This window comes from Solwaraspora sp. WMMA2056 (assembly GCF_030345095.1).
In the GTDB taxonomy this organism is placed as follows: Bacteria; Actinomycetota; Actinomycetes; order Mycobacteriales; family Micromonosporaceae; genus Micromonospora_E.
Genome location: NZ_CP128360.1, coordinates 6932659 through 6957503, shown reverse-complemented (window position 1 = coordinate 6957503; position 24845 = coordinate 6932659). Strand labels below are relative to the sequence as shown.

Annotated in this window: 22 protein-coding genes and 1 tRNA gene; 12 read left to right on the top strand and 11 right to left on the bottom strand. The window is 72.8% G+C overall.

All coding sequences use genetic code 11. From position 1 onward, the window contains the following. Positions 1–8: 8 nt before the first annotated feature. The 5 genes from O7608_RS31585 (at position 9) to O7608_RS31565 (ending at position 4282) form a co-directional block, all read left to right on the top strand. Positions 9–968, top strand: a complete 960-nt coding sequence (locus O7608_RS31585; RefSeq protein WP_289208004.1) for a UTP--glucose-1-phosphate uridylyltransferase — start codon at positions 9–11, stop codon at positions 966–968. After that, positions 965–2281, top strand: a complete 1317-nt coding sequence (locus O7608_RS31580) for a molybdopterin molybdotransferase MoeA (protein ID WP_289208003.1) — start codon at positions 965–967, stop codon at positions 2279–2281. The genes O7608_RS31585 and O7608_RS31580 overlap by 4 nt, the downstream gene beginning before the upstream one ends. After that, positions 2278–2919, top strand: a complete 642-nt coding sequence (locus O7608_RS31575) for a GNAT family N-acetyltransferase (RefSeq protein WP_289208002.1) — start codon at positions 2278–2280, stop codon at positions 2917–2919. Before O7608_RS31580 ends, O7608_RS31575 begins: the two co-directional genes overlap by 4 nt. A gap of 142 nt (positions 2920–3061) precedes the next feature. Further along, positions 3062–3949: a divisome protein SepX/GlpR gene (gene sepX, locus O7608_RS31570; protein WP_289208001.1), complete on the top strand. Its 888-nt coding sequence runs from the start codon at positions 3062–3064 to the stop codon at positions 3947–3949. Positions 3950–4208: 259 nt separating this feature from the next. Continuing rightward, positions 4209–4282, top strand: a tRNA-Ala gene (locus O7608_RS31565). 103 nt (positions 4283–4385) lie between these two features. On the opposite strand, the gene O7608_RS31560 is transcribed toward O7608_RS31565, so the two are convergent. Then, a complete protein-coding gene (locus O7608_RS31560) occupies positions 4386–5081 on the bottom strand; it encodes a proteasome protein (RefSeq protein WP_289208000.1) in 696 nt (231 codons plus the stop codon). Positions 5082–5299: 218 nt separating this feature from the next. On the opposite strand from O7608_RS31560, the gene O7608_RS31555 reads away from it, so the two are divergent. From O7608_RS31555 to O7608_RS31545, 3 genes are all read left to right on the top strand, one after another. Further along, on the top strand, positions 5300–6319 hold the full coding sequence (locus O7608_RS31555; protein WP_289207999.1) for an alpha/beta hydrolase: 1020 nt from the start codon (positions 5300–5302) through the stop codon (positions 6317–6319). Between the two features lie 169 nt (positions 6320–6488). Next, on the top strand, positions 6489–6842 hold the full coding sequence (locus O7608_RS31550; protein ID WP_289211125.1) for an alpha/beta fold hydrolase: 354 nt from the start codon (positions 6489–6491) through the stop codon (positions 6840–6842). Positions 6843–6890: 48 nt separating this feature from the next. After that, complete coding sequence (locus O7608_RS31545; RefSeq protein WP_289207998.1) at positions 6891–7361, top strand: alpha/beta fold hydrolase; 471 nt, start codon at positions 6891–6893, stop codon at positions 7359–7361. 4 nt (positions 7362–7365) lie between these two features. On the opposite strand, the gene O7608_RS31540 is transcribed toward O7608_RS31545, so the two are convergent. Genes O7608_RS31540 through O7608_RS31520 form a run of 5 tightly spaced genes read right to left on the bottom strand, consistent with a single transcriptional unit; the run spans position 7366 to position 14617 of the window. Next, positions 7366–9234 carry an ATP-binding cassette domain-containing protein gene (locus O7608_RS31540; protein WP_289207997.1) on the bottom strand — a complete coding sequence of 623 codons (1869 nt, stop codon included), beginning with the start codon at positions 9232–9234 and terminating at the stop codon, positions 7366–7368. Positions 9235–9265: 31 nt separating this feature from the next. Further along, on the bottom strand, positions 9266–11140 hold the full coding sequence (locus O7608_RS31535; RefSeq protein ID WP_289211124.1) for an ATP-binding cassette domain-containing protein: 1875 nt from the start codon (positions 11138–11140) through the stop codon (positions 9266–9268). Positions 11141–11145: 5 nt separating this feature from the next. After that, entirely contained in the window at positions 11146–12066 is a 921-nt protein-coding gene (locus O7608_RS31530) for an LLM class flavin-dependent oxidoreductase (protein WP_289207996.1), read from the bottom strand. Then, the gene (locus O7608_RS31525) at positions 12063–13481 is read right to left on the bottom strand and encodes a flavin monoamine oxidase family protein (RefSeq protein WP_289207995.1); all 1419 of its coding nucleotides are present in this window, start codon (positions 13479–13481) and stop codon (positions 12063–12065) included. The genes O7608_RS31530 and O7608_RS31525 overlap by 4 nt, the downstream gene beginning before the upstream one ends. Next, positions 13478–14617, bottom strand: a complete 1140-nt coding sequence (locus O7608_RS31520) for an aromatic ring-hydroxylating oxygenase subunit alpha (protein ID WP_289211123.1) — start codon at positions 14615–14617, stop codon at positions 13478–13480. The genes O7608_RS31525 and O7608_RS31520 overlap by 4 nt, the downstream gene beginning before the upstream one ends. Before the next feature lie 89 nt (positions 14618–14706). Here O7608_RS31520 and O7608_RS31515 point away from each other — a divergent pair, with 89 nt between their 5' ends. After that, positions 14707–16419 (top strand): condensation domain-containing protein, encoded by a 1713-nt coding sequence (locus tag O7608_RS31515; RefSeq protein ID WP_289207994.1) that lies wholly within the window; start codon positions 14707–14709, stop codon positions 16417–16419. Between the two features lie 47 nt (positions 16420–16466). Here O7608_RS31515 and O7608_RS31510 read toward each other — a convergent pair whose 3' ends face one another. The 4 genes from O7608_RS31510 to O7608_RS31495 form a co-directional block, all read right to left on the bottom strand. Continuing rightward, positions 16467–16706, bottom strand: coding sequence for an acyl carrier protein (locus O7608_RS31510; protein WP_289207993.1), 240 nt, complete (start codon positions 16704–16706; stop codon positions 16467–16469). Next, positions 16699–18540 (bottom strand): non-ribosomal peptide synthetase, encoded by a 1842-nt coding sequence (locus O7608_RS31505; protein WP_289207992.1) that lies wholly within the window; start codon positions 18538–18540, stop codon positions 16699–16701. Before O7608_RS31505 ends, O7608_RS31510 begins: the two co-directional genes overlap by 8 nt. A 134-nt stretch (positions 18541–18674) precedes the next feature. After that, complete coding sequence (locus O7608_RS31500) at positions 18675–19703, bottom strand: hypothetical protein (RefSeq protein WP_289207991.1); 1029 nt, start codon at positions 19701–19703, stop codon at positions 18675–18677. Between the two features lie 32 nt (positions 19704–19735). Beyond that, positions 19736–20233 carry a VOC family protein gene (locus tag O7608_RS31495; RefSeq protein ID WP_289207990.1) on the bottom strand — a complete coding sequence of 166 codons (498 nt, stop codon included), beginning with the start codon at positions 20231–20233 and terminating at the stop codon, positions 19736–19738. Positions 20234–20397: 164 nt separating this feature from the next. Between O7608_RS31495 and O7608_RS31490 the strand changes: the two genes are divergently transcribed. Together O7608_RS31490 and O7608_RS31485 are read left to right on the top strand one after the other, a co-directional pair. Next, a complete protein-coding gene (locus O7608_RS31490) occupies positions 20398–21132 on the top strand; it encodes a helix-turn-helix domain-containing protein (protein WP_353850588.1) in 735 nt (244 codons plus the stop codon). A 177-nt stretch (positions 21133–21309) separates the two neighbouring features. Continuing rightward, on the top strand, positions 21310–23004 hold the full coding sequence (locus O7608_RS31485; RefSeq protein WP_289207989.1) for a vWA domain-containing protein: 1695 nt from the start codon (positions 21310–21312) through the stop codon (positions 23002–23004). 80 nt (positions 23005–23084) lie between these two features. On the opposite strand, the gene O7608_RS31480 is transcribed toward O7608_RS31485, so the two are convergent. Then, complete coding sequence (locus tag O7608_RS31480; protein ID WP_289211121.1) at positions 23085–23651, bottom strand: TetR/AcrR family transcriptional regulator; 567 nt, start codon at positions 23649–23651, stop codon at positions 23085–23087. 172 nt (positions 23652–23823) lie between these two features. Between O7608_RS31480 and O7608_RS31475 the strand changes: the two genes are divergently transcribed. Further along, complete coding sequence (locus tag O7608_RS31475) at positions 23824–24843, top strand: aldo/keto reductase (RefSeq protein ID WP_289211120.1); 1020 nt, start codon at positions 23824–23826, stop codon at positions 24841–24843. Positions 24844–24845 lie beyond the last annotated feature (2 nt).

Below are 24845 nucleotides of genomic sequence, written 5' to 3'. Positions count from 1 at the left end.
CTCGCGGCATGTCGGAGCATGCAGCCACCCCAGCAACGACCCCCACCGCCGGCACGGACCGGCGGGCGGTGAAGGCGGTCATCCCCGCCGCCGGGCTCGCCACCCGGTTCCTGCCCGCCACCAAGGCCGTACCGAAGGAACTCCTCCCGTTGGTCGACCGGCCGGTCCTGCAGTACATCGTCGAGGAGGCCGCCGCCGCCGGGATCAACGACGTCCTGCTGATCACCGGTCGCGGCAAGACCTCGATGGTCGACCACTTCGACCGGCAGCCGTATCTGGAGGGCCGGCTCGCCGACAAGGGCGACCAGGAGCGGCTCGCCGCGGTCCGCCGGCCCAGCGAGCTGGCCGACATCTACACCTGCCGGCAGCACGAGCCGCTCGGCCTGGGCCACGCGGTCGGCTGCGCGCAGAGCCACATCGGCGACGAACCGTTCGCGGTGCTGCTCGGCGACGAGTTCGTCGACGAGAACGACCCGCTGCTGCCGGCCATGATCGACCTGCAGGCCCGGGCCGGCGGGATCGTCCTGGCGTTCATGGAGGTGCCGCCGGCCGAGACCAAGCGGTACGGCATCGCCTCGGTCGAACCCGCCGCCGACGCGGTGCAGAACGGTGCCGAGATCGTCCGGGTCACCGGCCTGGTGGAGAAGCCGTCCGCCGAGGAGGCACCGAGCAACCTGGCGGTGCTCGGCCGCTACGTCCTGCCGGCCAGCATCTTCGAGGCGATCAAGCGGACCAAGCCGGGCAGCGGCGGTGAGATCCAGCTGACCGACGCCATGGCGATGCTGCTGGCCGAGGGAACGCCGGTGCACGGCATCGTCTACCGGGGCACCCGCTACGACACCGGCGCGCCGCTGGGGTACCTGCAGGCCGTGGTGCAGATCGCCTGCCAGCGCGACGGGCTCGGCGACGACTTCCGGGCCTGGCTGAAGGAGTTCGTCGCCGACACCCCCGGGGTGCCCACTACATGACCGCGACGGCCGGTGCCGAGGCGGCCTTCAACGAGCTGACGCCGCTCGCCGACTACCTGGGCAGCGTGCTGCGCAGGATTCGGCCGCTGCCGCCGCTCGACCTCGACCTGACCCAGGCGCACGGCAACCTCCTCGCCGAGGATGTCGTGGCGCCGCACGCCTTTCCCGCGTTCGACCAGGCCGTCATCGACGGTTACGCGGCGCGGTGGGAGGACATCGCGCCGGCCGGCCGGGGTGGCAAGGCGATCCCGGCCAGCCGGTCGGCGTCGGCGCAGCCCCGGTCGGTACGGCTCAACGTGGTCGGCGACCTGGGCGCGGCGAGCTGGCGGCCGGTCCGGCTGACACCGGGCACCTGCTTCTCGGTGGCGGCCGGCGCGCCGCTGCCGGTCGCCGCCGACGTCGTGGTGCCGATCGACTGGACCGACCAGGGCATGGCGGCGGTGGAGATCTTCCAGGTGCCGCGGCGCGGCTACGGGCTGCGGCGCGCCGGTGACGAGTTGCCGACCGGGGCGGTGCTGGCCCGCGCCGGTTCCTATGTGACCCCGGCGATGGTGGCGGTCTTCGCCGCCACCGGCATCGGGCACGTCGTCGTCCGGCCCAGCCCTCGGGTGGCGATCGTGGCGACCGGCGACGAACTGGTCGACGTGGGTCGCAGCAGCCAGCCGGGGCAGGTGGTCGACGCGAACTCGCACGCGCTCACCGCGGCGGTCGCCGAGGTGGGCGCACTGGCGTACCGGGTGGGCATCTGCGACGACGATCCGGAGGGGCTGCGGGGGCTGCTCGAGGATCAGGCGATGCGGGCCGACCTGATCATCACCACCGGTGGCACCGGCACCGGGCCCGGGGACATGGTCCGGCGGATCTTCTCCCGCCGGGAAGGGGCCCGCGCGGGGCCGGTCGAGTTCACCGACGTCGCGCTCTATCCCGGAACGGCCCTCGGATTCGGTACGGTCGGAGCCGAGGAGGTGCCCGTGGTCTGCCTGCCCGGTGAACCCGGTTCCGCGTTGGTCGGCTTCGAGGTGCTCGGCCGGCCGGTGATCCAGTTGCTGGCCGGTGCCGAGCCGGTGTTCCGCCCCAGCGTGCGCGCCCACCTGCTGGAGACGGTCTCGTCACCGGCAGGTCTGCGTGAGTTCCGGCCGGCCAACGTCGCCGAGCGGCGCGGCGGCGGCTACACCGTGCAGCCGCTGCCCGGTGGGCCGTTCACCCTGTCCGGGCTGGCCGAGGCGAACGGTCTGCTGGTCCTCGGGGAGCGGGTGACCACCGCCGCCGCCGGTTCCACCGTCGACGTGCTGCTGCTGGACCGGCAGCGGTGATCGGGGACGAGGCACCGGGCTGGCCGGTGGTGCTCACCGACGGGCCGGTGGTCCTGCGCCCGTACCGGCGAAGTGACGCCGCCGAATGGTCGGCGGTCCGCCGCCGCAACCAGGCCTGGTTGGCGCCCTGGGAGTCGACGCCGCCCGGCCCGTGGTACGACCTGAACTCGCCGGACGCGTTCCGCTACCTCTACCGCGACCAGCGCCGGCAGGCCCGGCGCGGGGAGAGCATGCCGTTCGCCGTCTGCCTGGTCGAGTCGGGTGCGCAGCGGTTCGTCGGTCACCTCAACATCGGCAACATCGTGCGCCGCGCGTTCTGCTCCGGCTACGCCGGATACTGGGTGGACACGGCTGTCGCCGGGCGCGGGGTGATCCCGACCGCGTTGGCTCTGGCAGTGGACCACGCCTTCGCCTCCGGTGGGTTGCACCGCATCGAGGTCAACATCCGACCCGAGAACCTGCCGTCACGGCGGGTGGTGGAAAAATTGGGTTTCCGTGAGGAGTCCTACCACCACCGGTACATGCACATCGACGGTGCCTGGCGTGACCACATCGGATACGCCCTGACCAGTGAAGAAGTGCTGGTCGAGGGAGGACTGCTGGCCCGGTGGCGGCGGCTGAGAGCCAGCGCACACTGAACCATTCCGTCGGCGGTGGTCGGCGCGGCGTACAAAATTCCTGGTCGGACGCCCGTAACCTCAAGTAACGAGAAGGTACGGCAACCTATCACGCCTTCATGTTCGAGTGCGGGTGGCTGGTTGCCTCGGGGTGACGGGAGGGGTGAGGGTGCCGACCTCGGTGCTCCTCGCCGTCCTCGCCGCCGCCGGGCTGCTCGCCCTCGCACCGGCACTGGTCCGCCGGTACGACGCTACCGAGCGCCTGGTGGCGGAGCGGGCGCAGTCGACGGCGCGGGTGCTGCAACGCCGCCGCCGTCGCCGTACCGTGCCCGGACGCACCCCGCTGAATCCGCCCCGCGCCCGGCGGCTCACCCTCCGTCCGCCTGCGCCGGCCGGTGACGGTACGGGCGGGAGCAGCCCGTCTGAGGCGCTCGCGGCCGCGCCGACGAGTGCGCCGCCTGGTGGTCGCGGAGGCGCTGAAGGTCGCCGACGTGGCGGCCGGCTGAGCCTGGTCCCGGCGGCCGGCCGCCACCCCCGCCGGGTCAGCACCCGCCGGCACACCCCGGCGGTGGTCCGTCGTCGCCGGGTCTTCGCCGCACTGCTGCTGCTCAACCTTGTCGAGCTGATCGGCGTCCTGGCGGTCGGCCCGGGCTTCTGGATCGGCTTCGCGGTCACCGCGCTGCTGCTCGCCGCCTACCTGGTGCACCTGCGGAACCGGGCGATCATGGAGCGGCGCCGTCGCCGCCAGCGGGCCCGGGAAGCCGCCTGGCTGGCGGTGCGCCAGGCCGAGGTGCGTCGGGAGCAGGCCCGCCGGGCGGCGGCCCGTCGGGAGCAGCAGCGCCGGCTCGCCGCCCAGCGTGAGGTGATGCGTCGCGCCGCGATGGGTCTGGACCGCCCACGTGACCTGCCGGCCGCAGCCAGCGGTGGTGGTGGCCGCGGCAGCGGTGCTGGTGGCGGTGGGGTCACCGGGTCGGTCTCCTACCGCCGCACCGGTGGCCTGCGTGGCCGGGCCTACGAGGCCGGCCGCAGCTACGACACCCCCCGCTCCTGACCCACCCCCTTCTCCGCGACGGCCTTCTCCGCGACGGCCTTCTCCACGACGGCCTTCTCCACGACGGCCTTCTCCACGACGATCTTGCGGTTATCGAGGACTTTTGTCGGAATTGTCGGTCGATAAGTGCAAGATCGTCGGGATCTTGGGCGGTGGTGTCGAGCCATGCCGGGAGTGATTCGCGTGCCAGGTGCCCGACCTGTTAGCCTTGTCGCCGGTCCACTGCCCGGTTTGCCTGGCGGCGGGCCCACCCGTACAGGGGGCTGTGGCGCAGTCCGGTAGCGCACCTCGTTCGCATCGAGGGGGTCAGGGGTTCGAATCCCCTCAGCTCCACCCAGTTCAATGGCCGTTTCCGCCAGTCGGAGACGGCCTTTCGCGACATGTGCAGCAGCAGTGCCGGGCGATGAATCCGGTCGGCGCCGATCACCCGTCGGCGTCAATCGAACAGCCGGTCGAGCGCCTCCTGTTCGAGGTCGCGCCAGCGCTGGGCGTCCTTCAGCGCCTTGGTGACCTCCTTCTCGTCGAGGTGGTGGGCGCCCTCCTCGCGGATGCACGCGACGCTGAACGGCCCGCCGACCGACGGCGAGGTCCGATCCAGCGCCTCCAGTACCCGTACCACGCCCACCACGCCGTACTCGACGGTGCGCGTGGTCATCCGGAAGTGGGACAGCAACGCGCCGGCCTGCTGCGCCATGGGCGCGCCGGAGCCGACGGCGTGGAAGCCCACGTCCTCGTAACGGCCGATGAGCCCGTTGGGGTTGATCTCCACGATCCACGGCCCGCCCTGGCTGTAGCCGGCCGCGAGCAGGTACGCCGACACCCCGCCGCCGCTGTTCTCGCCGGGCACGTCCGGGATGTAGTTCTCGTAGTGCTTCTTGAAGACGGGCAGGACACGCTCCTGCAACTCGTCGCCGATGTCGGGTGCTTCAAGGATGGCGGGGGCAGAGTCCTCCAGGAGAGGACGCAGGTCGTTGAGTACCCCCCGCGCGCCGCTGCCGCCCCAGGCGGCGCAGGCGCCCAGCGGGTGCAGCTTCTGGGCGGGGAAGCTCATCCCGCGGTCGCTGTCGGTGATCTGGGAGTCCGCGCCGATCACCACCCCGTCACTGCAGACAACGGCGAGTACGACGGTCATGGTGTCCTCCTGGGGTGCGGGATCGGGCGAGAGATACCCGGCCTGCCGTCTGCCTACACCCCGACAGGTGTCGGCACCGGGCAGCCGATCGACGGCATTCGCGGCGATACCCGGCCGGTATCAGCCCTGATCAGATCGGTATTGGACGCTTTCTGATCCCGAATGGACGATTTCCTCGTGACTGCGGAACCGCCGCGGTCCCTAGGAGGAGAGAAAAGGTGAAAGGGCTCAACTTCCGTCGGTGGGCGACCACCGTCTCGATCGGCGTGGCACTGGCCGGCGCGGCCACCTTCGTGCCAGGTGCCGCGCAGGCCGGTGGGTCGGGCTGGCGTCATGACGACCTGGACGTCCGGGTCTCGGTCGGGGTGGACGCAGTGGCGGCGACCAGCATCCACGCCGAGCGGTTCACCCCCACCCGGCCGGCCAAGGGCGTGCAGATCCTCGTGCCGGGCGCCACCTACGACCACCGGTACTTCGATCTCGAGACGAGTCGAGGAGTGGTGTCGCAGGCGCGTCAGGCGGCTCGGGACGGGTGGGTGGCGATCGCCATCGACCGGGTGGGCACCGGCGGATCGTCGAAGCCGCCGGCCGCCTCCGTCACCACCGCCGTACACGTCGCCTCGATCGACCAGTTCGTCGACCGGATCGACCGTACCTACAAGCGGCTACCGATCGTGCTGGTCGGTCACTCGTACGGCAGCGTGGTCGCGGCCGGCGTGGCCGCCCAGTCGGACGACGTCGACGCGCTGGTGATCACCGGGTTCCTGTACCGCCGGACCGCGCCCTCTTTCGAGGGGTTTCCGGAACTCGTGCCGGCCGGCCGGAAGCTGCCCGAGGGCTACCTGACCACGGCACCGAACACCCGCCAGTTCTTCTACCACCTGCCGAACACCGCTCCGGCGACGCTGGCGGCCGACGAGCGGACCAAGGCGACCACGACCGAGGCCGAGGTTCCCGGCTTCGCGCAGGAGTTGTTCACGCAGTCCTTCGCGAGCGCGGTCCGCGTGCCGGTCCTCGTCGTTGTCGGAGAACACGACTACCTGTTCAAGGGCAGTGACCCCGCCGAGTTCGCGCTGGTGCAGCGACAGACGTTCGCTGCGGCTGTCTCCGTCGACGCGGTGCTGATCCGCGACGCCGGGCACGACCTTGCCCTGCAGCGCAACGCGCCGCACACCAACGCGATCATCAACAGGTGGGCCCTTGAGCACGCGCGGTCAGCGGTCTCGCCGGCCCGTTGAGGGGTACGGCGCGGCAGCCAGCCCGGGTGGCTACCGCGTCCGCGGTACGGGCCTGCCTGCGTCCGGACGACGACTTCCTCGACGATCGGCGCAACCATCGGAAGCGGTCCGATCGGCGAGTCCGCGCTGAGGACGAACCTGCTGTAGAGGGGAACGTGTCTTGCCAATCGTGAAGTCCAACGGTATCGATATCTGCTACGAGTCGTTCGGTGATGCCGATGATCCGGTGATGCTCCTGGTCATGGGGCTGGGCGAACAGCTCATCGCCTGGCACGACGGCTTCTGTGAGATTCTCGCCGACCACGGTTTCCGGGTGATCCGGTTCGACAACCGTGACGTCGGACTGTCGACCTGGCTCGACGGGTACGGCGACGTCGACGTGGCCGGGCTGTTCACGGGCGATCTGTCGACGGTGCGGTACGGACTGTCCGACATGGTCGCCGACACCGCCGGCCTCCTCGCCGCGCTGGGCGTGTCCCGTGCGCACCTGGTCGGGGCCTCCATGGGCGGCCACATCGCGTAGCAGCTCGCGATCGACAACCCCCAGCTCGTGGCCAGCCTCGCCTCGATCATGGCGAGCACGGGCGACCGTACGGTCGGGGAGAGCAGCATCGAGGACCCGTTCGCGCTGCTGCCCGTCCCGGACGCCGACCGGGAGACCGCGATCGCCGCTGACGTCGCGCTGTACCGGCTCATCGGTTCACCGGGGTTCGTCACCAGCGACGAGGAGCTGGCCCGTCGCGCCGCCGCCAAGTTCGACCGCGCCTACCACCCGGCCGGCACGCTGCGTCAGCTCGCCGCCGCCGCGACCGCCGCCGACCGGACCGAGGGCCTGCATACCCTCAGGATGCCGGCGGTGGTCATCCACGGTGACAGCGACCCCCTGGTCGGTCCCAGCGGCGGCCGCGCCACGGCCGATGCCATCCCCGGGGCCCGGCTTCTGACGGTTCCCGGGATGGGGCACGACCTTCCCGAAGGCGCGTGGAAACTGATCGCCGACGCCATCGTCGCGAACGCCGTGCGCGCCTCACCCGCACCGTAGTGCGTCAACCAGTGGAGTCCCCGCCACTGGGCGATGCGTAGGCCTCGGCCTGGATCCGGTAGAGCGTGGCGTACCGGCCGCCGGGTATGGACATCAGCTGCTGGTGGCTGCCCGCCTCGACGACCCGACCCTGGTCCAGGGTGAGGATCAGGTCCGCGCGGGTGACCGTGGAGAACCGGTGGGAGACGATGACGGTGACGGCATTCGTGCCGGCGGCCGCCCGACGGGACCGCTCCATCTGCCGGTCGAAGATCTCCTGTTCGCTCGGTGCGTCGAGCGACGCGGTCGGCTCGTCGAGCAGGAACAGCAACGGCCCGGTACGCATGGCGGCCCTCGCCAGGGCGGTCTTCTGCCACTGTCCCTCGGACAGGTCGACGCCACCGAACGCCGCGTCGAGTTCGGTGTCCAGCCCATCGGGCAGCCCGTCGGACAGGTTGGTGGCGTCGACCTCCCGCACCGCTGCCGAGATCCGTTCCCGGTCCGCCATCCGTGGTAGATCGCCGAAGCCGACGTTCTCGGCGAACCGGGTGGGGAATCGTCCGAAGTCCTGGAACGTGGCGCTGATCCGGGACCGCCAGGCCGGGGTCCGGATCTCGTCCAGCGGTACGCCGTCGACCAGGATCCGTCCGCTGTCCGGCCGGTACATGCCACCGAGAAGCTTGACCACCGTGGTCTTGCCGGATCCGTACTCGCCGACCAGCGCGACCACCGCGCCGGCCGGCAGGTGCACGCTGACCTGCTCCAACGCCTGTCCGGTAGTGCCGGGATAGCGGTAGCTGACCCGGTCGAGGGTGATCCCGTGGCGCAGCCGCGTCGGCGGCTCGACGCCGACGGCAGGGTTGCGGTTGGCGCGGACGTAGTCTCGCAGCCACAGGTACGGGTCGATCACCCTGCCGGCGCTGGCGACGTTGGTGGTGTAGCGGACCCCGGTGTAGACCGACTGGCGCAGGGCGGTGGCGACGGTCACCGCCAGCACGAGGTCACCGGCCGAACCGGTGCCCCGGGTCGCCTGGTGCACGACCAGGGCGAGCCCGGCGCCGAAGCCCGTGGTGAACAGCAGCCAGCCCGTCAGCCGCCAGCCGGCGGCGACCCACTGGGCCCGCATCCGCAGCCCGACGGCCTCGTCCCAGGCGGCCCGTTGGCGACGGATGAGCTCGTCGGCGGCACCGACGACCCGGATCTCCTTGCCGGCGGCAGGGTCGGTGGCCAGGTCGAACAGGTGCCGTTGTCGGCGTACCGACCCGGCGGCCGCGAGGTCCGCCCGAATGATGGCGTTGTTGCCCTGCTGGTCGCACCAGAGCGGTACGGCGGCGAAGACCAGCAGCCACAGCAGCCACGGGTCCACCGTCGCGAGCAGCAGCAGCATCGCGGTCAGTTCCAGTACGGCGAACAGGACGCCGTTGGCGGACCACAGACTGAGGACGATTTCCCATCCGGCGTTGCGGACCAGGGTGAGCCGGTCCTGGAAATCGGTCCGTTCCAGGTGCTCGAGGCCGTCGAGCGTGGTGATGTCGCGGTGGATTCGTGGGTTGAGGTCGAGAACGGCGACCTTGCCGATCAGAATTCCGGCGGTGTGTGAGTCGAGCGCACCGAGCACGATGCCGGCGGTGCCGGCCAACCCGGCACCGGCCGCGCCGACGACGGCGGCGCCGGTGTCTCCCCGGATCATCGCGTCCACCGCCATCCGGAGGGCGAGCGCGCCGCCGACGACGGCGGCCGCCATGGCGGCCGGGATGAGGAACTGCATCGCGGTCAGTACGGGTGCCCGACGCCAGGAGTCCGCCAGCAGTTCGGCCCAGAGCAGCAGGTAGCGGCGGCGGCGGATCCGGCCGGTGTCCGGCGCGGCGTCGCCGGCCGCCCGGCGGTCGGTCATCGGTGAGCTCCGCTGGTGAACCGGCGGTCGGTCATCCGTGAGCTCCGCTGGTGAACCGGCGGGCCTGGATCGCGAACAGTTCGGCGTACCGGCCCTGGCAGGCGATCAACTCGTCGTGGTGTCCGCTTTCGGTGATCCGGCCGCCGTCGAGCAGCACGATCCGGTCGGCCTGGCGGACCGTGGAGAGGCGGTGCGAGATCAGCACCACGCTCACCCCGCCCCGGACGGCGGCCAGCCGGTGGAAGACCTCGAACTCGGTACGGACGTCCAGGTGCGCGGTCGGCTCGTCGAGGACCAGCAGGTCGGCTCCCATCCGTACGGCGTACCGGGCCCGGGCCAGTGCGATCTGCTGCCACTGGCCGCCGGAGAGGTCCACCCCGCCGGGCACGGTACGGGCCAGCGGGGTGGCCCAGCCGGCGGGCAGCCGGGCCAGCACCGGATCCAGCCCGGCGTCCGCTGCGGCGGCGTCGAGTACGGTCGGGTCGAACGGGCGGTCGCCCCGACCGAGCGCGACGTTGTCCCGGGCGGGCAGGTGGTAGCGCACGAAGTCCTGGAAGACGATGGCCAGCCGGTGCCGCCAGGCCACCGGCCCGAGCGCCGTGACGTCCACCCCGTCGGCGGTGACCCGACCGGCGTCCGGTTGGTAGAGCCCGGCCAGGATCTTGATCAGGGTCGACTTGCCGGCACCGTTGAGGCCGACGATGGCGAGTAGTTCGCCCGGCCGGATCTCCAGGTCCAGGCGGTCGAGGACCGGGCGTCGGGCTCCCGGATAGCCGAACGAGACCTGCTCGAAGCGGACCAGCGGCGGGCCGGCCAGCGCCGGTTCCGGTGCCGGTGGTGGTGGCGTCGCTCGGGCGGTCGGCTCCGACGTGGTCGACGGTACGGGCAGTCGATCCGCCAGGTCCTCTGTGGCGCGCAGGCAGCCGGTGGCGGCGACGGCGACCCGCAGGTCCTCGCTCCAGCCCAGGGTCTGGAAGATGGTGACGCCGCTGGCCAGCACCGCGGTCGCCGCGACGACCCGGTCGGATCCGGCTGGGGCGCCGGCCGCGCCGGCCGCGCCGGCCGCGACCGTCGCGTAGCCGGCGACCAGCGGGACGCCGATCAACAGCAGCTGGCCGGCCTCGCGCGGGATCGCGCGGGCCAGCGCCGCCCATACCGGGCCGTCCATGGCGAGTGCGTGTCGTTGGATCCGCCGGGTCAGCCAGTCGCCGAGTCCGTAGATCCGGATGTCCTTGCCTTCCGCTGGTGAGGTAGCCACGGCGAGCCAGCGCTGGTTGCGCGCTCCGTCGATGGTCCCGGACCGCCAGATCGCGATGCCCCGGGCGGCGTCGCGTTGCCGGAACATTCCGTTGATCAGAGCGGGAAGCAGCAGCGCCGGCACCAGCCAGCCGGCGTAGGCGGCCAGCACCAGGCAGCTGCCGGCCACCCCGGTCAGGCTGGCGGCGAGCCGCAGGCCGGCCACCGCGCCGGCACCGGGGGTGTGTTCCGTCCAGTTCTCCGGATCGGCCCGGGCCGCCCGGATCATCGCCCGGACCTCCGGGTCCTCCAACGCGGCGATGGTCGTACCGGCGGCGAGGCCGGCGACCCGGGCCCGGTGCGCACCGTCGATCCGGGCGGTGGCCAGCGTCGCCAGGGGAGTCACCGCGGTGTCCACGACATGGCCCGCCAACAGCACCAGCACGAAGGCGAGCAACGGCAGCACGACCGCCGACAGCGGGGCGCCGAGTTGGCCGGTCGTCTGGATCTGCCCGACCAGGTGCGCCATCGCCAGTGCACTTGCCGGTGGCAGCAGAGCTCCGGCGACGAGCAGCACGGTCAGCGCCGAGGTCAGCGGCGGCCGGGCCGCGCGTAGCGCGCCGGTCAGCAGCCGGACGTCGGACAGCAGCGCCACCGGTGCCGCCTTCATGGTCGTCACCGGGGTGGACCCTGCCCGGCCCACGACCAGGCCTGTCGGGGATCGCGTCGCCACGGGTCGAAGGACTCCAGCCACCAGGTGGCACCGGCGGTCCGGAGGCCGGCGACCAGCTCCCGGGCCTGGAGCGGATCGTCCGGTGGCAGCCGACCGGGGACCGCCACCGTCCAGCCCGGAGCCCGCGACGGCGTCGCCGTCAGGATCTCGGCGAGCTCTGTCTGGTCCGGTCCCCGTAGTCCGCCGTCGGGCTCGCGCACCATCGGGACGATGCCGTCCCAGCGGGCTGCCCGGGCAAGTGGCCCCCAGCGGGCTGCCCGGGCGGCCGGCCCCCGCCGACCGGCGACCGGCCAGGTGGCGGCGATCCAGAGCGGGATCCGGGGGCGCTGCACCGGTGTCGGCAGGAACGTGACGCGGTCCAGTCGGAGATGGTCGCCCCGGTGGCTGATCTCACGACCACTCCACAGCTGGTCCAGCATCATGAGCGACTCGTCCACCCGCCGGGCTCGGGCGGCCAGGCTGGGATCGAGCCCGAAGGCGGCGAAATCGGTGTCGGCGCTGGCGCCGAGACCGACGCCGACCACCAGCCGGCCGCCACTGAGCTGGTCGGCGGTGGCGGTCTCCCGGGCGACCTTCCACGGTTGCCGTTGGGCGAGCGGGACGACCAGCGGCCCGCACCGGATCCGCCGGGTGCCGGCCAGAATGGCGGTGACCGCCGTCCAGGAGTCGGCCACCGGCAGCCGGCCTGCCCGGTCGATCAGCAGGTGGTCCCAGAGGAACACGCCGTCCCAGCCGGACTCCTCGGCGGTCCGGGCGAGTCGCACCAGCCGGACCGGGTCGGCGTAGTAGCCGACGTTCGGCACCAGCAGGCCGAACCGCACGCCGTCGCCGACCAGCTCCGCCGGTCCGTCGGGGCGGCTCATTGTGCCGCCGGCGCGCGGACCGGGTCGGCGGCGATGATCCGCCGGGCGGTCTCCTGCCCGGACCGCACCGCCCCTTCCAGGTGGCCGTAGAACTGTGCGCAGCGCTCGGTCCCGGCCCAGCGGACGGGTCCGTCCGCCGCCGTGGTCGGCCACGGCGGGCCTGCCGCCGTCCACCAGCCGGGCTCGGGTACGGCCGCGTAACAGCCCTCGACGGTCGACTCGGCCTGCCAGTCGCGCTCCAGCACCGCCAGCGGCTGCCGGGCCGTCGGCCCGAACCAGCCGGCGAGCCGGTCGAGCAGGGCCACCCGGCGGGCGGCACCGGACCCGGCGGCGTACCGGCTGGCGTCCGGGCCGGTGACGAAACCGACGAGTACGCCGAGCCCGTCCCGGCCGGCGGAGTCGTCCACGACGTACCGCAGTGGACCGGTCCGCGCCGTCACCCAGCCGGACAGCCCGGCCTCCCGCCAGAACGGACGTTCGTAGATCAGGTGGAGTTTGACGGTGGCACCGCGGGTGCGGGCCGGCTGCGCGGGGCGGTGGACACTCGGCAGGTGCAGCCGGATCCGGTTGGCCGGCCCGGGGGGCACCGCCACGACCACGTGGGTGCCCAGGACGGACAACCCCGGGCCGACCACGCGGACCGGGCCGTGGCCGGGGCGGGCACCGGGTCGACCGGCCGAGGGTACGGCGTACAGGTCGGTGACCTCGGCTCCGTGCCGGACCGGCCGGGTCAGGGCCGCCGCCATCCGTTCGGCCAGTTGGTGCGCACCGCCGACGAACCGGTCCTGCTGAGCGCCGCCGGCGAACGCCGTCAGGTAGTGCACTCCGCCGCCGGAGGCCAGGTAGAACAGCAGGTGCAGCAGGCTGACGTCGGCGGGGTCGGCGGCGAGCATCTGCCGGACCAGCAGGTCGACCAGCAGCCGGGCGTCCGGATGGCGGAGCTCCCGGTGCGCCCAGGCGGCGACGGTCAGCTGGTCCCACTCGGCGGCGTGTTCGGCGGTGGCCGGGTCGGCGGGCGGCACCGTCGCGGCGAGATCGTCCAGCCGGTCCAGCGCGTCACCGACGGCCAGTGCGTTGAACGCCGGCCGGCCGGCGTCCGACCGCAGCAGGCCGGCCCCGAGGTCGTACAGGTTGGCGCCGGGCGCGGCGGTCGGGGTCAGCGCCAGCCCGAACCGCGCCGCCAGCTCGCGGACCCGCAGATGCCGTACGCCGAGGTAGCTGCCGCCGGCGTCCAGCGCCTGCCCGTACCGGTGGTGGCTCGCGGTCCGGCCACCCACCCGGTCGAGCGCCTCGACCACCTGCACCTGCCGCCCGGTCGCCGCCAGCTCGGTCGCGGCGGTCAGCCCGGCCAGGCCGGCACCGATCACCACCACGTCCACCGCGTCCGCCGCGTCCACCGGTGGCCCGCCGGTCACCGGGCCGGCTCCGTGGCGGTGGCCGCGGTCGTGCGGGCCGGTGCCAGCGTCCCGTCGGACCGGTACGCCGTGACGAGTCGCGCCAGGAAGGTACGGAGCAGGTCCTCGTGCGGGGCGAGCGGTCCGGGCCGGTAGCCGCCGCCGGAGACGCCCCGCTGCACCGACTCGCAGGCGGCCCAGTCCTGCCGGTTGGTGGTGTGCCAGAAGTCCACGGCGTAGCCGGGATCGACGTCCGCCTCGACCAGCTCCGCCGGGAACAGCCACTCGCACTCGACCCGGGTCCGGTCCGCCGCCACCGGCACCAGCCGGTGGGTGACCAGGTGGTCCGGGGTCGCCGTGACGAACAAGCCGGGCGGCAGCAGGTGGTAGCGGACCTGCCGGACCGTCTCCTCGTCCAACTCGGGGAAGGTCCAGCCGGGGCCGGAGCCGTCGAGCGAGATCGAGGCGGCCGAGTTGCGCAGGTCCAGCTGCCCGCCGAGCCATTGGCCGGTGGTGGTGAAGCTCTCCCCGCCCTCGGTGCGCTGCACCCGGCTCAGCTCCGGGTGGGTGCTCGGACAGTGGTAGCACTCCAGGTAGTTCTCGACGATCAGTTTCCAGTTCGCCGCCACCTCGTACCGCTCGGTGGCGACCACCCGCAGCGTGTCGGGCCGGTATACGGCGAGCGCGGCGTCGAGGTCGCCGACCACGTCGGCCAGCGGCGGTGCGTCGCCGCCGACGTCGACGAAGAGCCAACCCTGCCACTGCGCCGAGCGCACCGGCAGCAGGTCGAGGTCCGCGTCGGGCGGCGGGTCGAACCGGGGCGCGTTGCGCAGGGTGCCGTCCAGGCGGTACACCCAGGCGTGGTACGCGCACCAGACGGTGGAGCGGCGTACCGTGCAGTCCCGACCGACCAGCTCGTGTCCCCGGTGGCGGCAGGCGTTGCGGAAGGTACGGAGCCGGCCGGTCGCGTCGTGTACGGCGAGCACACCGGTGCCGGCCACGTCCAGCCCGGCCTGGTCGCCCGGCCCGGCCAGCGCAGCGCTCCGACCGACGCAGACCCAGCCGTGGCGCCAGAACCGGTCCCGTTCCCAGGCGAGGACCTGGTCACTGGTGTACGCCGTGGCGGGCAGTCCGGTGGCCTGCCCGGCCGGCGGCAACGTCGCCACGAACTCCGGCGGCAACGTCGCGGGAAACTCCGGCGTCAACGCCTGCCTCCTTGCCTGCGCGACCATGGCATGATCTCGCGATGGGCTGGGGAGCGGAGGTCCGGCGCGCGCCGCTCGGCGGGGCGCAGCAGTTCGAGTGGTGGAAGCTGCTCACCGGCACCTGCAACGCGATCACCGTCGCGTACCGGCCCGATCCGCCGGTCCCGTACGACCGGGCGGTCTCCATCCTGCGTGGACTCGTCGCCCGGCACGAGGCGCTGCGGACCGCGTTCCGGCTCGCCGCCGACGGCATGCCGGTGCAGGTCGTGCGGGCCGCCGGCGGCGAGCTGCCGGTCCGGGTGTGCGACGAGCGGACCGAGTCCGCGCGGGCGGCGTTCCGCCTCGCGTTGACCGAGCCGCCGTTCACCGACGCCGATCCGGAACAGGTCCGGTTCGGCGTGGTCCGCTCGGCGGGCGACGCGGTGGAGTTGCTGGTGGTGGCCAGTCACGCGGTCTTCGACGGGTACAGCGAACGGATCGTGCTGGCCGAGCTGGCGCAGGCGTGCCGGATGCCGGGTGGCGAGGACGATTCCGACCGCCCCGGCCACCCCGACCTGCCCGGCCCGTCCGACGGCCCACAGCCCGCCGACTCGGCGTGGGACGAGGACTCCGGTGAACTGGCGGCGGTCCGGCTGGCGGCCCAGCGGTTCTGGCACGAGGAGGTACGCCGGATTCCGTCCAGGCTGTTCGTGCCGCTGCGCCCCGGTGTGTTCCAGCGGTACGGAGCCAGCTACCGTTCCGCCGCCCTGCCGCCGGCGCTGGTGCTCGCCGCCCGCCGGCACCGGACCAGCCCGGCGGTGGTCTACTCGGCGCTGATGCACGCGTTGCTGGCGATCATGTCCGGCGCTGCGGTGACCGTGGTGCGCAACCACTTCGCAGGTCGCACCGTCGAGGAGCGCGACACCGTCGGCTGCTACCACTGCATCCTCCCGACCACGGTCGACGTCTCGGACCGCCCGTCGCTGGGCGCCCTGATCGAGCGGCTGCGCGTGCGGACGTTCCAGGTGCAGAGCCGTTACCGGGTGGGGCAGCTCACCCTGCGGGAGATGTTCGCCGCCGAGCAGCGCCGGCGGGGCGAGGTGATCGCGGTCGGGACGACGATCAACTTCGATCAGAGTCCGGAGCTGACCGCGCTGCAGCAGCGCGGCGACGGCGAACTGACCGATCTGCTGGCCACGGCGGGCGAGCTGGAGTTCGGGATGGGCCGCAACGAGACGACGCCCGACCCGGCCGGGTTCGACGCGTACCTGATGAACACCGTCGAGGATGGTGCGATGTGGATCCTGGCCAGCTTCAACAGCATGGTCCTCGATCCGGGGCAGATGCGGGCGATGCTCAGCGGCCCGGAGCGTATCCTGCGGGCCTACCTCGCCGGAGCCGATCTGACGCTCGACGAGGTCGCCGCCCGGCTCGGCACCCACCTCGGCGAACCAGCGCTGGTGGACCTCAGCCCAGGGGAGGATCCGGGCCGCCCGGCCGACGATGCCGTCGACCAGTCGACGGCCGCCGCTGGGACGATGCCCGGTGGTGCGGTGTCCGCTGTGGCGGCGCTGCGCGCGGCCGTGGCCGACCTGCACGAGCTCGACCACGTCGACCAGGACCGGTGCTACCTGGCGGCCGGTGGCCGGCTGCTGCTGGTGCCGGCGGTCCTCGCCCGGCTGTCCGCCGCCGGATGGGCGGGGCTGGTGCCGGACGACTTCACCACTGCGGTGCCGTTGATCCGGCTGGCCCGGCGGCTGCGGCCGGCCCGGTGACCGGATCATCCGGTCACCAGGTGGGACGGTCTTGTCGCCGGACCCGCTCATCCGGTCGACTCCGCGAGTCGGGTGGCCAGCTCGCGGAAGTCGCGCGCCTCGAAGAACAGCGTGATGTCGAGCTCGGTGCCGAGCCGGGCCTCCAGCCGCAGGAACAGGTCGGTGGCGGTGACCGAGTCGCCGCCGATGTCGAGGAAGTTCTCCTCGGCGGCGACGCAGCGGCCGAGTACGTCGGCGCAGGTCGCGAGGATCTCGGCCAGGTACCTGTCGGACGCCGGCTCAGCCATGGCCGGGCCGCAGCAGGTCCGCCAGACCGCGCGGCGTACGCCACTCGAACAGGTCGACGAAGGTGAGCTCGATGTCGTAGCGGCGGTAGAGACGGGAGATGAGCCGGGCCGCGAGCAGCGAGTCACCGCCGGCGTCGAAAAAGTCGTCGTCGGGCCCGTACGCCCGGTCCAGCACCCGACCGAAGATCGCCGCCACCTCGGCGACGACGGGATCGGCGTCGACCGGATCGGCGACGACGGGATCGGCGTCGATTGCCGGGAGGTCGGCCGTGGCGAGTGCCGCGTGGTCGACCTTGCCGTTGGCCAGCAGCGGCAGGGCGGCCCGCACGGACCACCGGGTCGGCACCAGGTGGCCGGGCAGTCGGTCACGTAGCCACCCGGCCAGCTCCGGCCCGGTCACGGCCGTGGTGGCGCGGGGCACCACAGCGGCGGCCAGCTGTCGACCGCCGGCCGGCGCGTCGATCGCGTACACCGCTGCGGCGACCAGCGCCGGGTGGCCGAGCAGGGAGCGTTCGACCTCCTCCGGTTCGACTCGGTGGCCGCGTACCTTGAGCTGCCGGTCGACCCGGCCGACGTAGTGCAGCTGACCGTCCTCGCCGCTGCCGACCAGGTCACCGGTGCGGAACATGCGTCCGTCGTCGCCGCCAGAATCCATGGGGCCGCTGCCGGGCACGGGACCGAACCGTCGCGCGGTCTCCGCCGGGTGGGCCGGGTACCCCAGGCTCAGCGCCGGGCCGCCGATGTACAGCTCGGCGGTCCGGGAGCCGGGTGCCGTCGGGACCAGCACCTGGCGTACGTGTGGCAGTGGCCGGCCGATCGGCACCGGCGTGCCGTCGGGCAGCGCCCGCCCGGTCGGGCCGGCGAGGTCGGCCTGGTGGGTGACCAGGACGGTCTCGGTCTGGCCGTAGGTGTTGACCAGCCGGACCCGGTCGGGCACCAGCTCGCACCAGGTGCGGACCGGTCCTGCGGCCACCTCCTCGCCGCCGATCACCACCAGTCGCAGCGACGGCGGCAGTTGACGACCGGTCGACCGGAGGAATTCCACCACTTCGTACCAGAAGGAGGTCGGCAGGTCGATCACCGTGACGTCGTTGGCGGCGACCGCAGCGAGCAGGCCGGCGACCGTGCCGTCGGTGGCCCGCCGGTCGATCACCAGGGTCGCCCCGCCGAGAAGCGCCGGGTAGATCTCCTCGCCGCTGGTGTCCCAGGTCAGGGCCGCGAAGCTGAGGACGCGGTCGCCGGGGGTGATCTGCCACGCCCTTGCCAGCGCGGTCGCCGCCGTCGCCAGGGCACCGTGTCCGACGAGGACACCCTTGGCGGTGCCGGTGGAGCCGGAGGTGTGGATGACGTACGCCGGCTGGTCGCCGCCGACCTCGCCGACCGGTTCGGCGGGCGGGGCCGTCTCCGGTGCCGGGATTGTCTCGATCATCCGGGTGGGCAGATCGGCCGCGTGGGCGGCCGGCAGCGGCGCGGCGAGCAGGATCCGGCGCAGCGCGCAGGTCGTCGCGATGTCGTGGAGGCGGGCCGGCGGGTCTGCGGCATCCAACGGTACGTATGCCGCACCGGCCCGCAGCACGGCGAGTAGCGAGGCGATCCCGGTGACCGAGCGCCGTACCGTGACCCCGACGAGCTCACCGGGTCGGACACCGTCGCAGGCCACGACGCCCGCCAGCGTTTCGACCTCGCGCCACAGGGTCCGGTAGTCGGTGACCCGGCCGTCCTCGATGATCGCCGCAGCGTCCGGAGTCTCGGCCACCACCTGCTCCAGCAGGGCCACGACCGACGCGGGCCGGGTCGAGCCGAGCGCTTCCATGTGGACCGGTGCCTGGCTCATCGGCATCGGGCTCCTTCCCGGCAGCCGCATCGGGGCCCGGCTGACCGCCGGCCAGGATGGGTGTCGATGCGTTTCGACCAGCCAGAAATTAGCCCTTCGCCGGGCCCATGGTCAACGCCCAACATGGATGGTCGTCAGGCGGTCCGGGTGGCGGCGTCGAGCTGTTCGACGATGCGCCGCTCAGCGGCGGCGATGAGATGCAACAACTTCGGCACCTGACGCAGACTGCGGGAGACCAGGTCCGCGGCTGCCTGGTCCGTCGCCGGACCGGACCGGTTGCCGGCCAGCCAGAGTGAGGCGGCGATGTCCCACTGCCGGGAGACGGCGCGGACCTGGTCGGCGTACCCGGCCAGCTCCGGATGGCCGAGCCCGGCGACCCGGGACAACCAGAGCGCGTGTCCACGGCGGACCGCGCCGAGGTCGGTGAAGCTGCTGACCGGCAACTCCCGCCGCCGGCCCGGGTCGGCGACGAAGTCGGGCCCGGCGAGCCATTCGGCCAGCCGGTCGGCGACGAGCTCGATCGCGGCCACCCCACGCCGACCGGTCGGGTCCGACATCGCCGCGACGTTGCGCCTGATGTGGTCCTGCCAGTTTGCGGCGAGCCAGCCGGCGCTCCGGGTGAGTGCGTCGGGTCGTACGGCGAGCTCCACAGTGCGCCACCGCGCCGCACCCAGCTCCGGAGAATCGGCCCACCGGGCGAACCGGGTGTGCCCGACCCGGCCGGCGAACCGGGACGCAGGGAAGCTGTCCAGCACGTCGACGCTGGTGTCGGTGGCGGCGGTGACGACCAGGTCGTGCGGTACGTGGGCCGTCCGGTGGAACGGAGCCGGCTCGTAGCCGTACTGGTCGATGGTGACCGCGACGGCCCGACCGGGCCGGGCCCGCGCGGCGAGCCACCGCACCAGCTCCGGCAGCCCGCCGGCCCGGCGGTGCAGCAGCTCGATGCCGGTGCCGGCCGGCCCGGCCGCCGTGGGCAGCGGCTCACCGCTGCGGTACGCCACGGACAACCCGTCGGCGACACTGCGGTCCTCGGTGATCTCGAAGGTCCACTCGCCGAGGAGCAGATCCTCAGGATTGGTGACGCCGGCCAGCCGAAGCAACGTACCGAGCGCGGTGTCCCGGCAGTCGCCGTGCGCGAACCCGTCGTCGGCCCCGATCTGCATACCCGTAAGGACACCGGCGAAGGCGGCCGGGGTCAACTCTGCTGGGCCGCCCATTCGGCGACCCGGCGGGCGCTTTCGGACTCGGAGAGGTCCTCGACCCGGGTCATGATCGACCAACGCACCCCGTACGGGTCGCGGATGCTGGCGAACCGGTCACCGGAGACGAAGGTCGCCGCCGGTTCCCGTACGGCCGCGCCGGCCGCGACCGCGCGGGCCAGCGTCGCGTCCACGTCCGGGCAGTACAGGCCCATCGAGTAGCAGTCGTCGTCGCCGGCCGGCGGGGCGACCAGGCCGTACGCCGGCGACGGCTCGCCGAGCTGCAGGTGACCGTTGCCGAAGTCGAGTACGGCGTGCACGACCGCGCCGCCCATCTCGGTCACGTCCACCACCCGGGCATCGAACACGTCCCGGTAGAAGTCGATCGCGCCGCGCGCGTCCGGGATGGCCAGGAACGGGGTGAGGCTGGTGACGCCATGCGGCGTACCGTTGGTGGTGTGCTGGCCGTCGGCGGCCGCGAAGGTGTCGGACATGGTCCCGACCCTAGGCAGCGTGCGGTGCGGCGGCTTGGAGATTCGCGACAGCCGGGCCCGCCGGTGTCGCAGGGCCCGTCGGCGGCGCAGGCCGTAGCCTGGCTGCCGTGGACCCGGCGCAGCGCGGCATCCTCTACCCGGCCCGGCTGCCGACCTTCGTCCGGCTGCCGCCGCCGGAGCCGGTGGCGGCTCTGGTCCGCTGGTTCTGGATCCCGCAGTGGCGGATCGCGCCGGGCCGGGTCTCCCGGCAGCAGATCATCGCCTTCCCGGCCTGCAACCTGGTGGTCGGCCCGGACGGCGTGGAGCTGGCCGGCCCGACGACGCGCCTGTCGTACCGCGACCTGACCGGCACCGGCTGGGCGGTCGGCGCGCTGCTGCGTCCGGCGGCGGTGCCGCACTTCACCGCGGACCCGGCGGCGCTGCGGGACGCCTCGCTCCCGCTGGACCTGCCCGAGCTGCGGTCACCGGTGGTCGCGGCGATGACCGCGCCGGTCGACCCCGCGCAGCGGCCCGCCGCCGCCGTGGCGGCCTTCGCGGACTGGCTCGCCGTGACCGTCGACCCGCCTGACCCGGACGGCCTGGCCGCCAACACGCTGGCCGAACTGGTCGACAGCGACCCGCAGGTCCTGCGGGTCGAGGACATCGCCGACCGGCTGCACGTGTCGACCCGTACGGTGCAGCGGCTGGCCCGCCGCCATGTCGGCCTGCCGCCGCTGACGATGATCCGCCGGCGTCGGTTGCAGGAGGCGGCGCACCTGCTGCGGACCGACCCGGGCACCGACCTGGCGGGGCTGGCAGCCCAACTGGGGTACGCCGATCAGGCCCACCTGGCCAACGAGTTCCGTACGGTGCTCGGCTTCACGCCGACCGCGTACCTCCGAGGGAGCGCCCCAACCTGACGGCGCAGCCTCCGCTTCGTTGCTGAGCCACTCGCCCAGCTGACCCGAAATCGGGATGAACGGCGGCACCGCCGCCCGGCAGGATGGACGGCGTGCATTCCGCGACCGCCGTGACCCCAGCCGAACTGCCGGACCTGCTGCTGCATGTGGCGGTGGTCCGGCCGGTGTTCGTCTGGGGTGCCCCGGCAGGCGGCGCTGGTCGACGACGGCCAGCTGACGGCGGCCAAGGCGATCGCCGTGGTCGACGCGCGTGGCCAGATCCGGGCCAGCAAGGCGCACCGGTTCGACGAGGAACAGTGGTTGTGGGTCTTGGCGCACTGCCTGCTGCACCTGGGCTTCGGCCATCTCAGCGCCGGCCGCTACGCCACCGACCCGGCGTACGCCGATGTGGCCTGTCTGGCGGTCACCCGGTTCCAGCGGGCGGTCAAACTCGGGACCGAGCCGCTGCTGCTGCCGGCCGAGTTGCCCAGCACCGACGAGCAGGTGCTGCTGCGGCAGTGGCGGCAGGCCGGCGTACCGGCCGAGTATGTCGGCTGTGGCACCGGCGGCAACGCTTCGGACCTGGCCGCGTCGCCGGTCGGGATGAGGGCGGTCGGCTGGGACTGGCCGGCTCAGTTCGCGGTCGGCCTGTCCGCAGCCGCGATGGCCGCGGTCGACGTGGCCGGCGGGGCACGCCGTTCACTGACCGACCCGGCCGCCCGCCGGCAGCCGTGGCAGCTGGCGATGAGCTGGTTCCTGTCGTCGTACCCGCTGCTCGGTGCGCTGGCGTCGCGGTTCACCCTGGTCGCCGACGCCGACCTGGCCCGCAGCTGGCACATCACGATCGCAGCGGTGTCGCCGTCCGCCGGGGAGATCTACCTCAACCCGCTGCGGGAGTTGTCGAGCACGCAGTGGCGGTTCGTGTTGGCCCACGAGATGCTGCACGCGGCGCTGCGTCACGGTGACCGGGTCGGCGGGCGTGACCCATACCTGTGGAGCGTGGCCGCCGACTACGTCATCAACGGCTGGCCGATCGAGATGGGCGTGGGCGAGCCGCCGGACGGACTGCTGCACGACCCGCAGTTGGCCGGCCTGTCCGCCGAGGCGGTCTACGACCAGATCGCCAAGGACCTGCGCCGGCTGCGCAAGCTGGCCACCCTGCGCGGCACCGGGCTCGGTGACGTACTCGGCGAACCGTTGCCGTATGCGGGCCGTCCTGGCCACGGCGTCGACCTGGACGACTTCTACCGGCGGGCGCTGCTCGACGGCTACGCCTACCACCAGCGGGAGGGCCGGGGTCATCTGCCGGCCGGGCTGGTCGCCGAGATTCGGGTCCTGCAGCAGCCGCCGCTGCCGTGGGACGCCCGGCTGGCCCATTGGTTCGACGAGTACGTCCCGTCGCCGCGACGGGTCCGCTCCTACGCCCGCCCGTCGCGGCGACAGGCCAGCACCCCGGGTATTCCGCGACCGGGCTGGCGGTGGCCGGACGAGTCGGTGTCCCGGTGCACCTTCGGTGTGGTGCTGGACACCTCCGGCTCGATGAGTCACGAACTGCTCGGCAAGGCGCTCGGCGCCATCGTCTCGTACGCCACCGCCCGGGACGTGCCGGCCGCCCGGGTGGTGTTCTGCGACGCCCACCCGTACGACGCCGGCTATCTGCCGGTGGAGCAGATCGTCGGCCGGGTACGGGTGCGGGGCAGGGGCGGCACGGTACTGCAGCCCGGTGTCCGGCTGCTGGAGTCCGCCACCGACTTTCCGGCCGACGCACCGATCCTGGTCATCACCGACGGGTACTGCGACGTGGTGCGTATCCGCCGGGAGCATGCTTTTCTCGTCCCGGACGCTGCCCGGCTGCCCTTCACCCCGCGCGGACCGGTCTTTCGCCTGCGTTGACTGCTGGAGCTGACGCCTGCGTCGACGGTTGGAGCTGACGCCTGCGTCGACGGTTGGAGCTGACGCCTGCGTCGACGGTGTCAGGTGTCGCTGCGGCGCAGGCCGGCGATGAGCAGGCGGACCAGGCGGCGGGCGTCGTAGCGGGGGTCGGTGTCGTCGCCGATGCAGAGGTTGCCGACGCCGCGCAGCAGCTGGTAGGCGTCGACGTCCGGGCGGATCTCGCCAGCGGCTTCGGCGGCGTCGAGCAGTTGGGCGCAGGCGGGGACGAGCCGGCCGGTGAAGGAGTCGTGCAGGGTCTGGTAGGTGGCGGCGTCGGAGTGCAGCGCCCCGGCGAGGCCGTGCTTGGTGACCAGGAAGTCGACGAACAGTTCGATCCATCGGGCCAGCGCGGCGTGTGGACTGTCACTGTCGGTGAGCAGGGCCGGGGCGGCTTCGGCGCAGGCGTCGACCTGGTGGCGGAAGACGGCGACGATCAGGTCGGCGCGGGTGGGGAAGTGGCGGTAGATGGTGCCGACGCCGACCCCGGCCCGGGCGGCGATGTCGCGTACCGGCACGTCGACGCCGGATGCGACGAACGCCGCCGCGGCGGCGCTGAGCAGTGTCTGCTCGTTGCGCCGGGCGTCGGCCCGCTGCTTGCGCGGCGGGATCGGGGGCGCTGAACCGTTGCCGTCGCCTTCGTCGCTGTCGACCACGCGTGGTCACCTCCGTCATCCGACTTGGCAAACGGAACACTGTTCCGTATCGTTCTTAGCGGAACGCTGATCCGCTTACGGCTCCAGCGTGCCAGACCAGTCGACCCTGTTCAAGGGAGAAACCACCGTGCAGTACCGCACTCTCGGCCGTACCGGCGTCCAGGTCAGCACCCTCGTGCTCGGCGCGATGAACTTCAGCACCGCCGGCCGTACCGACCAGCAGGAAGCCACCGCCATCATCGACGCCGCCCTCGACGCCGGGATCAACCTGATCGACACCGCCGACTGGTACGGCCAGGGCGAGTCGGAGCAGATGGTCGGCAAGGCCATCGCCGGCCGCCGCGACGACATCGTGCTGGCCACCAAGGCCAACATGCCGATGAGCGACGAGCGCAACCACCAGGGCGGCTCCCGCCGCTGGCTGGTCACCGCCCTGGACGACAGCCTGCGCCGGCTCGGCGTCGACCACGTCGACCTCTACCAGGTGCACCGCTGGGACCCGACGACCAGCGACGAGGAGACCCTGTCCGCGCTGACCGACCTGCAGCGGGCCGGCAAGATCCGCTACTTCGGCTCGTCGACCTTCCCGGCCTACCGGATCGTCCAGGCCCAGTGGGCGGCCCGGGAAAACAAGACCAGCCGGTACGTGACCGAGCAGCCGCCGTACTCGATCCTGCAACGCGGCATCGAGGCCCACGTCCTGCCGGCCATCCAGGAGTACGGCATGGGGGTGCTGGCCTGGAGCCCGCTCGCCTCGGGCTGGCTCTCCGGCGCGATCCGGGCCGACCGGGAGATCAGCACCAACCGGTCCGGTTTTCGGCCGCAGATGTTCGACCTGACCGTCCCCGCCAACCAGGCCAAGCTCGACGCGGTCGAGAAACTCGCCACCGTCGCCGACGACGCCGGCGTGACGCTGATCCAGCTGGCGCTCGGCTTCGTCACCGCGCACCCCGGGGTGACCAGCGCGATCATCGGCCCGCGCACCGCCGACCACCTGCGTTCCCAGCTGGCCGCCGCCGACACCGTACTGACCGCCGACGTGCTCGACGCCATCGACACGATCGTCGCTCCCGGCGTCGACCTCGCCCCGCAGGAGAAGCACGACACCCCGCCAGCCCTGCTCGACCCGGCGCTGCGTCGCCGCTGACC

Bases quoted from the DNA above. Each gene is read 5' to 3' on its own strand.
- O7608_RS31585 (WP_289208004.1), top strand. From the start codon at position 9: ATGTCGGAGCATGCAGCCACCCCAGCAACGACCCCCACCGCCGGCACG.
- O7608_RS31580 (WP_289208003.1), top strand. From the start codon at position 965: ATGACCGCGACGGCCGGTGCCGAGGCGGCCTTCAACGAGCTGACGCCG.
- O7608_RS31560 (WP_289208000.1), bottom strand. From the start codon at position 5,081: ATGACCGTCGTACTCGCCGTTGTCTGCAGTGACGGGGTGGTGATCGGC.
- O7608_RS31545 (WP_289207998.1), top strand. From the start codon at position 6,891: ATGGCGAGCACGGGCGACCGTACGGTCGGGGAGAGCAGCATCGAGGAC.
- O7608_RS31540 (WP_289207997.1), bottom strand. From the start codon at position 9,234: ATGACCGACCGCCGGGCGGCCGGCGACGCCGCGCCGGACACCGGCCGG.
- O7608_RS31535 (WP_289211124.1), bottom strand. From the start codon at position 11,140: ATGAAGGCGGCACCGGTGGCGCTGCTGTCCGACGTCCGGCTGCTGACC.
- O7608_RS31530 (WP_289207996.1), bottom strand. From the start codon at position 12,066: ATGAGCCGCCCCGACGGACCGGCGGAGCTGGTCGGCGACGGCGTGCGG.
- O7608_RS31515 (WP_289207994.1), top strand. From the start codon at position 14,707: ATGGGCTGGGGAGCGGAGGTCCGGCGCGCGCCGCTCGGCGGGGCGCAG.
- O7608_RS31510 (WP_289207993.1), bottom strand. From the start codon at position 16,706: ATGGCTGAGCCGGCGTCCGACAGGTACCTGGCCGAGATCCTCGCGACC.
- O7608_RS31505 (WP_289207992.1), bottom strand. From the start codon at position 18,540: ATGAGCCAGGCACCGGTCCACATGGAAGCGCTCGGCTCGACCCGGCCC.
- O7608_RS31500 (WP_289207991.1), bottom strand. From the start codon at position 19,703: ATGCAGATCGGGGCCGACGACGGGTTCGCGCACGGCGACTGCCGGGAC.
- O7608_RS31495 (WP_289207990.1), bottom strand. From the start codon at position 20,233: ATGTCCGACACCTTCGCGGCCGCCGACGGCCAGCACACCACCAACGGT.